Source organism: Flavobacterium johnsoniae (genome assembly GCF_001879205.1).
GTDB lineage: Bacteria > Bacteroidota > Bacteroidia > Flavobacteriales > Flavobacteriaceae > Flavobacterium > Flavobacterium johnsoniae_A.
Genome location: NZ_MLFK01000013.1, coordinates 49733 through 63451, shown reverse-complemented (window position 1 = coordinate 63451; position 13719 = coordinate 49733). Strand labels below are relative to the sequence as shown.

The following is a 13719-nucleotide window of genomic DNA, read 5'->3' as shown; positions in this document are numbered from 1 at the left end:
TTAGTTTATTTTTCTGCAAATTAAGACTATTTTATTATCATTTTTATCAGTTGTAAAAAAACAATATTTATTTCCTCCATTTTTTATTTTCCATTTTTTTCGAATGTTTTCTACTGTTTCAGGAAAGTTACGTGTGGTAACATTTGCTTGTTGATTTAAAAGCACCGTTTTCATTTCATTTTTATTGTATGAAATTGTTTTTTCGATTTCAAAACTTCTGCCGGGAAAATCAATTAAATCTTCTGAGGTGTACAAATGAGAATGTTTGTGGAGCTTATTTATTTTAAAAAAAGAGCTTACTTCATCAAATCCGCCCGATTTCATGATGGCTGAGTTGGGTTCGTAAAGATATTTTTGTGGAAGTTGATATGATAAAAATTGAGTTTCGCCGTCTAAAGCGAATTCAAATGTTTCTGTTTTATCTTTTAGAATATTAGCTGTTTTTAAAGTTATATCGCCTACAAAGTTTTTATGAATTTCAAAAAGTAATTCTTTAACTTCATTTTCAAGCGCTATAATGTGAATGTTTTTTACAAATTTCAATTCAGACAAACCTGCTGAAATATCCAGCAGCGGGGCCGTTTTAATTAAAATTGCGTCGGTTTTTTCAAAGTATAAATCCAGAGATTGCGGAACATTCGGAAGGCAGTCCTTCAGCATAAAAACTTTGCCTTTGGCATCGTTTCGTCTGGAAGGATCTATATAAATCCAGTCCCATTTTTGATCTGCATCATTTAAAGCAGCAGCAGAATCACCTGCATAAAAAGTACAATTCTCGATTTGTAACTGCTGAAAATTATGTTTTACAATGGTTGATAATTCTTCATTTATTTCACAATGTGTGACAGATTTAAATTTTTTAGCAAAATAATAATCATCAACGCCAAAACCTCCGGTAAGGTCAATTAAGCTTTTGCCATCTATTAAAGACGCTTTATAAGCAGCTGTTTTTTCAGAAGAAGTCTGCTCAACAGAAATTTTACTTGGATATATGATGTTTTGGGTCGAAAACCAAGTGGGTAATTTATCCTTTGCCTTAGCTTTGGCTTCAATTTGATTTAAAATTAAAATCCATTCCACTTCAGGAAAAGGATTTTTTTGAAGTGCTAATTTTGTAATCGATTCACTGCTATTCAGCGTAATAAAATCTTGAATATTTTTACTTAAAATAGAAGTGTTCAATGCTAAATTCTTTCAGTTAAAACAGATATAATTTTATTGTCTGGGAAAAATTCTTTTAAGATTACTTTTATCATGGTAAAAAGCGGAACGGCGATAATCATCCCGACAATCCCAAAAGTAATACCGCTTATTAAAGTGATAAGAAATATTTCCAGCGGATGCGAATTTACGCTTTTTGATGAAATTATTGGCTGACTGATATTATTATCAATTGCCTGAACCAATAAAAATCCGATAACAACATAAATGGTTGTTGGAAGAATTTCAGATCTAAAATCTTGACCAATTAAACTAATCATTGTTAGAATAGCAGCAAGAATAGTTCCAATAATAGGTCCTATGTATGGAATGATGTTTAATACAGCACATAAAAACGCAATTACAAAGGCATTTTTATTTCCAAAAATAACCAAAACGATAAGATAAAGAATAAATACAACCGTTAATTGAAGTAAAAGCCCAATAAAATATCGGGTTAACAGATGGTTTATTTTTGTAATAGAATTAATGATTTTGTCTTCGTTTGAATCTGGAAGTATTTTTCTGGCTGTTGCTTTAAAACTTTCCTGGTCTTTTATAAAGAAAAATGTAATGAAAAATACAGAAACCAATCCCATTCCCATACTGGCCATAAAGTTCAAAATCGAATTTATAAATCCGGTAAAATAACTAAAATTAAGCATTGAAGTTATTTTTGAATCTTTCAGCATTTTATTTAAGTCAACATGCTGTACATTAAAATAAGCTTCTATGCTTCGTTCTGTCTCCATAAACTGCGTCTGCAGCTGGTTAGTATCTAAAAGTGATAAATTATTCGCCTGAGAAATGATTAAAGGAACAAAAAGAAATATAAAACCGGTAAGCAATAAAATAAAAACTATAATGGTGGTTGTTGCTGCAAACGAATTGCTGAATTTTAATTTTTGTTTTAAAAATATAACCAGCGGATTTGCTATTAAGCACAATATTAGGGAAATACATAAGTAAACAATTACAGTTTGTATTTCGTATAAAAAGTATAAAACGATACCAATTACTAAGATTGTTGCTAATGCTCGTAAGATTCCGTTAGAAATAGTTTTTGACGTTACCATATTTAGATTTTAGAATATAAATATAGGAAAAAGCATTTATAATTCTAATGTTTGGGTCGTTCTAAATAATTAGGAAAAAAAAGGCGAGATGATTTCATCTCGCCTTTAATTGGAATTTTTTTATTAAGGTTGTGCAAAAGAATTTCTTGCTCCACCACTTGCAAAAATTGCCGAAATTCTGTTTTTCTGACCTGTTGAGAACATGTACATTGCATTATCATCAACATAATCCATGTAGTTCATTGTCATCTCTACAGGAGTACCAGAACAAGTACTGTAGTGAGGATAAGCAGGAACACCATAGTTTGCTGTGTTGTGAGTTGGAGTATCAGCAACTAAATCGCTTCCGCAAGTTGCATCTCCCCAAATGTGGCGTAAGTTCATCCAGTGGCCCACTTCGTGAGTTGCAGTTCTTCCTAAGTTAAATGGTGCATTTGCAGCTCCAGATAAACCGAAGTATTTTGGGTCAATTACAACACCATCTGTAGATGATGCTCCTCCAGGAAATTGTGCATATCCTAAAATTCCGCCTCCAATGGTGCAAGACCACATATTAAGTTTTGTTGTTGGCGAAGTTGGTGCAATACCTCCCTGAGCTGTTTTTTTCATGGCGTCGTTTGTACCCCATGAGGTTTTTGTTGTTGATTTTCTAATAATTTGGTCCAAAACGAATGTAATTCCAATATTCGCTTTTACACCAGAAAATAATGCAGGAACACTATTGTAGTCTGTGTTTAAGGCATTAAAATCTTTGTTTAATACATCAATTTGAGATTGAATCTGTGCAGCCGAGATATTTTCTGCTGTTGTTCTGTACAGAACGTTTACTACAACTGGAATCTCGATTTTGCCGTTTACTAAACGGCCGCTCAGGATTTTTTCATTTGTAATAGCCTCAATTTCGTTCATTCTAACAGCCAATGTTGGATCAGCTTTTAATTGGGCTTCTAAAACATCCTGTGTTGCACAAGCACGACGGCTTGCAATTGCAGCATCTGCATTTGCAGATTCAGATGACTCATTTTGACATGAAAACAGCACTAAGGCTGTAATTGCGGTAATAATAACTTTTTTCATAAAATCTTGGGGTTTTTGTTATAAAAAATTAGTTTTGGTTAACCAGGTCGCAATTTTATAACAAAATCAATTTGTAGCCAAATTTTTATATCAATTTATTTGTGAGAATTTTACAACCCCTTATATAATCTAGTTCCTACAAAAAAGTTAAAATTATTTTTAAGATGTTTTTTCTTACTTATTGATTTTTGAAATGTGTTTTAACGTTATTATTTGCTTTTAATCGAGGTTTTAGATATTTCTCGTTAAAGACGATTTAGAAATCGCTTCAAATTTGAGCAATTACTATATACTATTTAACACAAAAAATTACAAAGTCGTAATCTCATACAAAGCAATACTGGCCGCTTGAACAACATTCATGCTTGAGTTTTTTCCAAACATGTTGATGTGGACAATTTGATTGGAAATTTTTAGAAGTTCATCTGAGATTCCGTTAATTTCACTTCCAATCAAAAGTGCGATTTTTTTATTTTGAGGGATTACAACTTCTTTTAGAGATTTGCTGTTAGTTGCGATTTCTAATGCAATGATTTCGAAGTTGTTGTTTTGAAGATATGCCATTAATTCAGTCGTTTCTTCCATGATTTGATGCGGTACATGAAGATGTGTACTGCGGGAAGTTTTGTTTATTTTTCTTGGTGTAAGCGGAATATCTTTTCCTAAAAAAATAATATTTTCAACGCCAAAAGCCTCAGAAATTCTAAAAAGAGAACCGATATTCTGCTGAAAATAAATATGATCGCAGACTAAAGTTATCGGAAATGTTTTTCTCTCAAATTGATTTTCTTCGTGAGTAAGCTGCACTTTTTACAATTTTAATTGGTGAAGATGTAATTGATGATATTGGCACCCATTTTTAATGCTTTGTCTCGAACATTTGCTGGATCATTATGCACTTCGGCATCTTCCCAGCCATCGCCCAAATCGCATTCGTATGTATATAGCAAAACTAATTTGTTTTCCACAAAAATTCCAAACGCCTGCGGGCGCGTGCCGTCATGTTCGTGAATTTTTGGCAATCCGTTTGGGAAGGGAAACGGTTTTTGAAAAATGGCATGATTCGCCGGAATTTCAACTAAATTATTGTTTGGGAATATTTTTTTAATTTCTTTTCGGATGTATTGATCCATTCCGTAATTATCATCGATGTGAAGAAAACCGCCTCCGTTTAAATAATTCCTAAGATTTGCAACATCAGCATCACTAAAAACTACATTTCCGTGTCCGGTCATGTGTACAAACGGATAAGAAAGTAAATCGGGATTGCCTGGTTCAACTGTAGAGGGTTTGGCTTTTATGCGGGTATTGATAGTCGAATTACAAAAACGAATTAAATTAGGCAGCGATGTTGGATTTGCGTACCAATCGCCTCCGCCGCTATATTTTAGCAAAGCAATTTCTTGTGAAAATGAAGAAACAGAAATCAATAAAAATAAAAGAAGAAGTTTTTTCATAACTGTGTGTAAAACCAATTAGTTTGATGTTTCATTAAAAAAAACAACACTGTGACAAGCTACAACCGCAGCAGTTTCTGTACGCAAACGTGTATTTCCTAACGTAACCGGCTGATAATTATTTTCGATGGCCAATGTTATTTCTTTTTCTGAGAAGTCACCTTCAGGACCAATTAATAAAGTTACGTCCTGGTTTGGTTTTAAAGTTTTTTTCAGAGATTTTTTATCGGTTTCTTCGCAATGTGCTATAAAAAGCAAGCCTTCTTTTTTTTGTTTGATGAATTCTTTAAACGAAACAGCATCATTCAGTTTTGGAAAATAAGTTTCATTAGATTGTTTCATTGCCGAAAGTATAATTTTTTCAAAACGTTCTAAATTAATCACTTTTCTTTCAGAACGATCGCAGATAATAGGCGTAATTTCCTGAATTCCAATTTCTGTTGCTTTTTCTAAAAACCATTCAAAACGATCGTTCATTTTTGTGGGCGCAACGGCTAAATGCAGACGAAATTTTGGTTCAGGTGATTTTTTTATAGATAGAACGCTTACGATGCATTTATTATCAGAAGCCAATGTAATCTGGGTTTCAAACAGTAAACCCAGTCCATTTGTTACATGCAGAATATCTGAATCTTTCTTGCGTAAAACTTTTATAATATGTTTGCTTTCTTCTTTATCAAAAGAAAAACTTTCGGTCGTTTCGTCTATGTCCGGATTGTAAAATAATTGCATAATTAAAATTGAATTCGTGCTTTTGAAACAACTGCCGAAGTTTCGAAACGTTTTGATAAATATTTTTGATAGCCCACAATTCCAATCATCGCAGCATTATCTGTTGTATATTCGAATTTTGGAATAAAAGTTTTCCAGCCATATTTGCCTTCGCTTTCTTTTAATCGGGTTCTGATTCCTGAATTTGCCGAAACGCCTCCGCCAATAGCAATTTGTTTAATTCCGGTTTCTTTTACGGCCAGTTTTAATTTATCCATCAAAATTTCAATAATGGTATACTGAATAGAGGCACAAATATCGTTTAGGTTTTCTTCGATAAAATTTGGGTTTTCTTGTTTATTCTTTTGAATAAAATAGAGAATTGCCGTTTTTAATCCGGAGAAACTAAAATCTAATCCCGGAACTTTTGGTTTTGTAAAGGTAAAAGCTTTAGGATTTCCTTCTTTAGCATATTTATCGATTAAAGGGCCTCCAGGGTACGGAAGTCCAAGGATTTTTGCACTCTTGTCAAAAGCTTCTCCAACGGCGTCATCAGTGGTTTCGCCAATAATTTCCATGTCAAAAAAGCCGTTTACTTTTACAATTTGTGTGTGTCCGCCGCTAATTGTTAAGGCTAAAAAAGGAAATTCGGGTTTATCATAACCTTCTTCCTCAATAAAATGAGCTAAAATATGCGCATGCATGTGGTTTACAGCAATTAACGGAATGTTTAATGCCAATGATAACGATTTACTGAAAGAACTCCCAACTAATAAAGACCCCATCAAACCAGGACCTTGTGTAAAGGCGATGGCAGTTAATTGTTCTTTTTGTACATTTGCTTTGCGAAGTGCAGCATCGATTACAGGAACAATGTTTTGCTGGTGTGCTCTCGAGGCTAACTCAGGAACCACACCGCCATATTGATTGTGAATTAACTGATTGGCCACAACATTTGAGAGTACTTTATCGTTATGTAAAACCGCGGCGGCAGTATCATCGCATGAACTTTCGATGGCAAGAATAAAAACCTCTGAATTTTGCATATAAAGGCACGAATTTTGGATTATATTTGACAAATCAAATTTTGAATTTCTTTGATTGAAGCAGATGCCAAAATTAAAGAATTTTTATCAAAACAGTCGTCCTTTGTCTGGTCAAATTAAAATTATACAAAACAATAATAATAGCAGTTATCAAAAGAGTAAAGAAAATAGTATCCAGAACCCTGATTGGCTTAATTTTACTTTTGCTGGTACTTGCTATCACATTGTCTCTTCCTGTCGTACAAACAAAAATCGCAAAGTATATTACAGAAACCCTTAATAAGGATTTTAAAACCAATATAAGTATTGACAAAGCTGCCATTAATATTTTTGGCGGCGTAAAACTTAAAAAGGTCTTGATTTTAGACCATCATAAAAAAACTTTAATCTACTCTGATCTTATAAATACTGACATTTTAAGTATAAAAAGATTAGTAGATGGGGATTTAATTTTTGGAGATATTCGTTTAACAGGTTTGATTTTTAATCTAAAAACCTATAAAAATGAAGATGAAAACAATATAAATAAGTTTATTAAATTGTTTGAAACCGGAAAGAAAACGCCAAAATCTAATAAACATTTTCTTTTAACTGCTAGAAATGCTTACATCTCAAACGGGAACTTCTCTGTTGTGGATGAAAATAAAAAAACGCCTAATTTTTTGGATTTTAAAAAACTGAATGCTTACATCAGTGATTTTAAATTATACGGTCCAGATATTAATACGATAATCCACAGGTTTTCTTTTTTAGATCATCGTGGTTTGTATGTTTCTAATTTTGCCGGTAAATTCAGCTATACTAAAAAACAAATTAAAGTCGAAAATCTGGCGATTAAGACTAAGAGATCCTGGATTTACGGAAAAGCGATTTTAAATTATAAAGTCGAAGATTTTTTGGCCTTTACAGATAAAGTTCAGTTTAATGTGGCATTGGATTCTTCTAATATTGCCTCAAATGATATTCGTTATTTTTATGACGGATTGGGTAAAAACCAGCATTTTAAAGTAAAAACGAAAATAAAAGGAACGCTGAACAATTTGAATTTAAATCATCTGAGACTTAGTGATGCAAATGGTTCTAAAATTTTTGGTACAATCAATTTTAAAAATCTTGTAGGAACTAAAGAACAAAAGTTTGCCATGGACGGGAAGTTTGATAAACTGCTTTCCAGTTATGACAATTTGGTTTTTATACTTCCGGGAATTTTAGGTAAAAAACTTCCGAAAGAACTTAAAAGAATTGGGAAGTTTAATATTATAGGTAAAGCAAAAGTCTCGACCACAGAGTTAGAGGCCAATTTTAAAATGGCAACCGATTTAGGAAACGGTAAAGTCGATCTTCATATGAATAATATGGATTTTATCGATAAAGCTTCCTATGCAGGAAACATTGTGCTGGATAATTTTAATATTGGAGCTTTATTAGCGCGAAAAGATCTGGGTAAAACTACTTTAAATTTAGATGTAGACGGTGTTGGCTTTACCGAAAAATATTTAAATACGATTATAAAGGGGGATATCGCTAAATTAGATTACAATAAGTACAGTTATAGTAATATTGTGGTAAATGGTAATTTCAAACTTCCTTATTATAAAGGACAGATTTCTGTAAACGATCCAAATTTAAATTTGACTTTTGATGGTTTGGTCGATTTGAGTAAAAGAGAAAGCCGTTATGATTTTCATATCAATGTTGAGAATTCAGATTTGCGAAAACTTAAGTTTATTAGCGATTCTATTTCTCATTTTAAAGGTGATGCCGTTGTTCAGGTAACCGGAAATTCTATTGAAAATCTTCAGGGAACTATTTTTATAAAAGATGCTGCTTATCAAAATCCGCAAGAAACCTACGTGTTTGATGATGTAACTATCAGTTCCAATTTTGATGCCGATAGACTTAGAACCATAACGATTAATTCATCGGATATTGTTGAAGGGAAAATTGTTGGTAAATTCCAGTTTGCACAATTGGACAAATTGGTAATGAATTCTGTTGGAAGTTTGTATACCAATTATAAACCTTATAAGGTTAAAAAAGGACAGTTTTTGCGATTCAATTTTCATGTATATAATAAGGTAGTCGAAATGCTTTATCCGGAAATGAAAATTGATTCCAGTACAGTTGTACGAGGAAAAATAGACTCTGATTTGCAGGAATTTAAATTTGGTTTTAGATCAAAACAGATTACTGCTGCTAAAAATACTTTTGATAATATTAGAATTAGTGTTGATAACAAAAACCCGCTTTATAATGCTTTTGTGGAGTTAGACAGTATCAAAACACCTTATTATAAAATCCGTGATTTCAACTTAATCAATGTAACTTCAAAAGACACTTTGTTTGTACGTTCTGAGTTTAAAGGAGGCGACAAAGGGCAGGATTATTTCAATCTGGATTTATTTCATACTATTGATAAAAACAAAAATAACATCGTTGGGATTAAGAAATCTGAAATGAAGTTTAAGGATTATTTGTGGTATTTGAATGAAGATTCTTCAAAAGACAATCAGATTGTATTCGATCAGTTCTTTAAAAACTTTACGATTGATAATATTGTTTTATCACACGAAAACCAGAAAATTGATTTAAACGGAGTTATTAAAGGAAAAGATTATAAGGATATTGTCCTCAATTTTGAAGATGTTGATATAAATAAAATTACCCCGTTGACTTCGAAGTTTGTTTTTAATGGAAATTTAAACGGAAACATAAATTATAAGCAGAATAAGGATGTATACCAGCCCACGGCAACTATTGTTATAGATCATTTAAACTTAAATAAAGTCGATCTGGGAACTTTGAATTTTGATATTTCCGGAGATGAAAGTTTTAAAAAGTTTACTATAAATTCTTCTATTGTAAATGGTTTTGCTGAGTCTTTTAGGGCGAATGGTACTTTTGCAATCGAAAATAAAGAGACATTCCTTGATTTAAATTTAAAACTGGAAGGATTTAATCTCGCAACCTTAGGGACTGTTGGAGGTGATGTTTTATCAAATGTAAGAGGATCTGTTTCAGGAAATGCTGCTGTAGTTGGTAATTTGAAAAAACCGGAAATTAACGGCCGATTGTATGTTGAGAAAGCCGGAATGACAGTTCCATATCTAAATACAGATTACGAATTGAGCGACAGAACGGTAATTGATTTAACTGATGAAAAATTCCTGTTTAGAAATAATCAGTTAACCGATACAAAATTTGGAACCAAAGGATTGCTCAACGGAACAATCGAGCATCATAATTTTGGTGACTGGAAATTGGATTTAACTATTACTTCTAAACGATTATTGGCGCTCGATACAAAAGACAGCGATGATGCGGCTTATTTTGGAACCGCATTTATAAACGGAACAGCCAGCATAAAAGGCCCGACAGAAAATTTATTTATAAAAGTTGATGCCAAATCTGAAAAAGGCACCGAAGTTAAAATCCCAATCAATAATGTACAAAGTGTGGGCGAAAGCAGCTGGATTCATTTTGTAACGCCGAAAGAAAAATATAATCTTGCTAATGGTATTGTAGAAAGAACCAGAAATTATAATGGACTTGAGTTAGAATTTGACTTTGATATTACGCCAGATGCCGAAGTAGAAGTAATCCTTGATCGAAATTCCGGTCATGGTATGAAAGGAAAAGGATACGGATCGCTCTTGTTTAAAATTAATACGCTTGGTAAATTTAATATGTGGGGAGATTTCCAGGCATACGAAGGAACCTATAATTTTAAATATGGAGGTTTAATTGATAAAAAATTCGCGGTTAAAAAAGGGGGGTCTATTATTTGGGAAGGAAACCCAATGAAAGCGCAGTTAAATTTAGAAGCAGTGTACAGAACTTCTGCTAATCCTGCCGTATTATTAGAAAACTCTTCTTTTAATAAAAAGGTGCCTGTAGAAGTAGTAATTGGTCTGAGAGGAGATTTAACCAGTCCGGAGCCTAATTTCGATATTCAGTTCCCATCAGTTAGTAATGTTTTAAAATCAGAAATACAATATAAGTTAGACGATAAAGATGTGAGGCAGACACAGGCTTTGTATTTATTATCAACAGGATCTTTTATGAGTCCTGACGGTTTTAATCAAAGTGATTTATCAGGAACATTTGCAGAAACGGCGGCAAGTTTGCTTGGAGGCATTATTAAATCAGACAATGATCTTATTAATATAGACCTGAATTTTATTTCGGCAGACCGAAGAATAGGGCAGGAAGCTGACGGACAATTTGTAGCTAATATATCATCACAGATTAACGAGAGGATTTCGATAAACGGAAAAGTAGGGGTACCGGTAGGTGGAGTAAACGAATCTGCAATTGTAGGAGATATCGAAATACTGTATCGTGTAAATGAAGATGGATCGATGAACCTTCGTTTGTTTAATAAAGAAAATGACATTAATTATATAGGACAAGGAATTGGTTATACGCAAGGGGTAGGTATTTCTTATGAAGTAGATTTTGATACTTTCAGTGAGCTGGTCAATAAATTATTTAAAAGTCATAAGCTCGAAAAGGCAATAAAGAGTTCTGATGATTATCAGGATTCTAATTTAAACCCGGATTATCTTAATTTTAAATCTAAAAAAGACAGCGAGAAAGATAAAAAGAAAACTGAAAAGGAAGAAGAGAAAAAACCGAAGCCTCAAAACAATAATGAAGGACTGATTCCGGATAACGATGTTTGATAATTGTTAAAAAGAGTATAAAAAAACCATTCGCAGCAACGAATGGTTTTTTTATGCTTAAATTTAAGGCTTTTGATGTGTTTTTGTTAAAGTGCTATGTTTAAGATTTTTATAACACTTCATTTAGCTATTGTTAATTTTAAAGAATTAATTAAAAAATGGGGTATTTATTATTTTAAATGAAATTTTTGGTATCAAAAAACTTATTAACGAAAACTTTTGAATTTAACAGATTTTATTAATTTATAATAAACATAACCGGAAAAGTGGTGAATGTTTGCTAAATTTACAACTTTAATACTTAAATAATGTCAAAAACAATAAAAAAAGTAGGTGTTCTAACCTCAGGAGGAGACTCACCAGGAATGAATGCTGCAATACGATCAGTTGTTCGAACATGTGCTTATCATAATATAGAATGCATAGGAATTTATAGAGGGTATCAAGGAATGATCGAAGGAGATTTTAAAGAAATGGGCCCTCGAAGCGTTAATAATATTGTAAACAAAGGAGGAACGATCTTAAAATCGGCTCGTTCTGTTGAGTTTAGAACCCCCGAAGGTAGAAAAAAAGCACACGAAAACCTTTTAAAAGCCGGAGTAGATGCTTTGGTAGTAATTGGCGGAGATGGAAGTTTTACCGGAGGTTTAATTTTTAATTCTGAATATGATTTCCCGGTAATGGGAATTCCGGGTACTATTGATAATGATATTTTTGGTACAAGCCACACTTTAGGTTATGATACTGCTTTGAATACTGTTGTTGACTGTATTGATAAAATTAGAGATACTGCAAGTTCTCATAATCGTCTGTTTTTTGTAGAGGTTATGGGTAGAGATGCAGGACATATTGCACTTAATGCCGGAATTGGAGCCGGTGCAGAAGAAATTCTTATTCCTGAAGAAGATTTAGGTTTAGACAGATTATTAGATTCTCTTCAAAAAAGTAAAGCTTCAGGAAAATCATCAAGTATAGTGGTTATTGCCGAAGGTGATAAAATTGGTAAAAACGTATTCGAATTAAAAGATTACGTTGAAGCTAATTTACCTGAATACGACGTAAGAGTATCTGTTTTAGGACACATGCAGCGTGGTGGATCTCCATCTTGTTTTGACCGTGTTTTAGCAAGCCGTCTTGGTGTAAAAGCAGTAGAGTCTTTAATCGAAGGAAAATCAAATTATATGGTTGGACTAAAAGAAGATAAAGTAGCTTTAACGCCGCTTGAGCAGGCAATTAAAGGAAAATCTGAAATTGATAGAGAATTATTGAGAGTGTCAGACATCATGTCTACATAATTATATAAGATAAAAAGTTTAAAAAGGGAGAAGTTTATTGTGAGGAAATTAGACTTTGAATTAGTATAATAAAAACAAAAGCAAAAATTTAGTAAAATGTCAAAAGTAAAATTAGGAATAAACGGATTTGGACGTATCGGAAGAATCGTTTTTAGAGAGTCTTTCAACAGAGATAATGTAGAAGTGGTAGCAATCAACGATTTATTAGATGTAGATCACTTAGCTTACTTATTAAAATATGATTCAGTTCACGGTCGTTTCAACGGAACTGTAGAAGTTAAAGAAGGAAAACTTTATGTAAATGGAAGAAACATCCGTATTACTGCAGAAAGAAATCCAGCTGACTTAAAATGGAATGAAGTTGATGTTGATGTTGTAGCAGAATGTACTGGTATCTTCACAACTATCGAAACTGCAAGCGAGCACTTAAAAGGAGGCGCTAAGAAAGTTATTATTTCTGCTCCATCTGCAGATGCTCCAATGTTTGTAATGGGAGTTAACCACGAAACTGCAAAAGCTTCTGATTTAGTAGTTTCTAACGCATCTTGTACTACAAACTGTTTAGCTCCATTAGCTAAAGTAATTCACGATAATTTCGAAATTGTTGAAGGTTTAATGACAACTGTTCACGCAACTACTTCAACTCAAATGACTGCTGACGGACCTTCTAGAAAAGACTGGAGAGGTGGTCGTGCAGCTGCAATAAACATCATTCCTTCTTCAACAGGTGCTGCAAAAGCAGTTGGAAAAGTAATCCCTTCTTTGAATGGAAAATTAACTGGAATGTCTTTCCGTGTTCCTACTGCTGACGTTTCTGTAGTAGATTTAACTGTGAAAGTGGCTAAAGAAACTACTTACGAAGAAATCTTAGCTGTATTGAAAAAAGCTTCTGAAAATGAAATGAAAGGTATCTTAGGATATACTGAAGATGCAGTTGTTTCTCAAGATTTTATTTCTGATAAAAGAACTTCAATCATTGATGCTGGTGCAGGAATTGGTTTAAATTCAACTTTCTTCAAATTAGTATCTTGGTATGATAATGAGTACGGATATTCAAGCAAATTGATTGATTTATCTGTTCATATCGCAGGTTTAAAATAATATTATATATTTTTGCAAAATCCCGTTATCACCAAATAACGGGATTTTCTTATTTTGTTATGTCTTTAATT

At 32.8% G+C, this 13719-nt stretch carries 10 protein-coding genes; 3 read left to right on the top strand and 7 right to left on the bottom strand.

Annotated features, from left to right (window positions below):
• From BKM63_RS22260 to tsaD, 7 genes are all read right to left on the bottom strand, one after another.
• Positions 1 to 1182 carry a THUMP-like domain-containing protein gene (locus BKM63_RS22260; RefSeq protein WP_071638782.1) on the bottom strand — a complete coding sequence of 394 codons (1182 nt, stop codon included), beginning with the start codon at positions 1180 to 1182 and terminating at the stop codon, positions 1 to 3.
• Between the two features lie 2 nt (positions 1183 to 1184).
• Positions 1185 to 2276 (bottom strand): AI-2E family transporter, encoded by a 1092-nt coding sequence (locus BKM63_RS22255; protein ID WP_071638781.1) that lies wholly within the window; start codon positions 2274 to 2276, stop codon positions 1185 to 1187.
• A 123-nt stretch (positions 2277 to 2399) separates the two neighbouring features.
• Complete coding sequence (locus BKM63_RS22250; protein ID WP_071638780.1) at positions 2400 to 3353, bottom strand: zinc metalloprotease; 954 nt, start codon at positions 3351 to 3353, stop codon at positions 2400 to 2402.
• 309 nt (positions 3354 to 3662) lie between these two features.
• Positions 3663 to 4160, bottom strand: a complete 498-nt coding sequence (locus tag BKM63_RS22245) for a TrmH family RNA methyltransferase (protein WP_071638779.1) — start codon at positions 4158 to 4160, stop codon at positions 3663 to 3665.
• Positions 4161 to 4171: 11 nt separating this feature from the next.
• A complete protein-coding gene (locus tag BKM63_RS22240) occupies positions 4172 to 4810 on the bottom strand; it encodes a DUF4159 domain-containing protein (protein ID WP_071638778.1) in 639 nt (212 codons plus the stop codon).
• Between the two features lie 18 nt (positions 4811 to 4828).
• Positions 4829 to 5542, bottom strand: a complete 714-nt coding sequence (locus BKM63_RS22235) for a 16S rRNA (uracil(1498)-N(3))-methyltransferase (protein WP_071638777.1) — start codon at positions 5540 to 5542, stop codon at positions 4829 to 4831.
• A 2-nt stretch (positions 5543 to 5544) separates the two neighbouring features.
• On the bottom strand, positions 5545 to 6567 hold the full coding sequence (tsaD, locus tag BKM63_RS22230; protein WP_071638776.1) for a tRNA (adenosine(37)-N6)-threonylcarbamoyltransferase complex transferase subunit TsaD: 1023 nt from the start codon (positions 6565 to 6567) through the stop codon (positions 5545 to 5547).
• A 203-nt stretch (positions 6568 to 6770) separates the two neighbouring features.
• Between tsaD and BKM63_RS22225 the strand changes: the two genes are divergently transcribed.
• From BKM63_RS22225 to gap, 3 genes are all read left to right on the top strand, one after another.
• Positions 6771 to 11252 (top strand): translocation/assembly module TamB domain-containing protein, encoded by a 4482-nt coding sequence (locus BKM63_RS22225; protein WP_242661216.1) that lies wholly within the window; start codon positions 6771 to 6773, stop codon positions 11250 to 11252.
• A 308-nt stretch (positions 11253 to 11560) separates the two neighbouring features.
• Positions 11561 to 12547 carry a 6-phosphofructokinase gene (gene pfkA, locus BKM63_RS22220; protein WP_071638774.1) on the top strand — a complete coding sequence of 329 codons (987 nt, stop codon included), beginning with the start codon at positions 11561 to 11563 and terminating at the stop codon, positions 12545 to 12547.
• Between the two features lie 96 nt (positions 12548 to 12643).
• Positions 12644 to 13648, top strand: coding sequence for a type I glyceraldehyde-3-phosphate dehydrogenase (gene gap, locus BKM63_RS22215; protein ID WP_071638773.1), 1005 nt, complete (start codon positions 12644 to 12646; stop codon positions 13646 to 13648).
• The last annotated feature ends 71 nt before the right edge of the window (positions 13649 to 13719 follow it).

Coding starts and splice junctions, on each gene's coding strand:
- BKM63_RS22255 (WP_071638781.1), bottom strand. CDS start 2,276: ATGGTAACGTCAAAAACTATTTCTAACGGAATCTTACGAGCATTAGCA.
- BKM63_RS22250 (WP_071638780.1), bottom strand. CDS start 3,353: ATGAAAAAAGTTATTATTACCGCAATTACAGCCTTAGTGCTGTTTTCA.
- BKM63_RS22240 (WP_071638778.1), bottom strand. CDS start 4,810: ATGAAAAAACTTCTTCTTTTATTTTTATTGATTTCTGTTTCTTCATTT.
- BKM63_RS22235 (WP_071638777.1), bottom strand. CDS start 5,542: ATGCAATTATTTTACAATCCGGACATAGACGAAACGACCGAAAGTTTT.
- tsaD (WP_071638776.1), bottom strand. CDS start 6,567: ATGCAAAATTCAGAGGTTTTTATTCTTGCCATCGAAAGTTCATGCGAT.
- pfkA (WP_071638774.1), top strand. CDS start 11,561: ATGTCAAAAACAATAAAAAAAGTAGGTGTTCTAACCTCAGGAGGAGAC.
- gap (WP_071638773.1), top strand. CDS start 12,644: ATGTCAAAAGTAAAATTAGGAATAAACGGATTTGGACGTATCGGAAGA.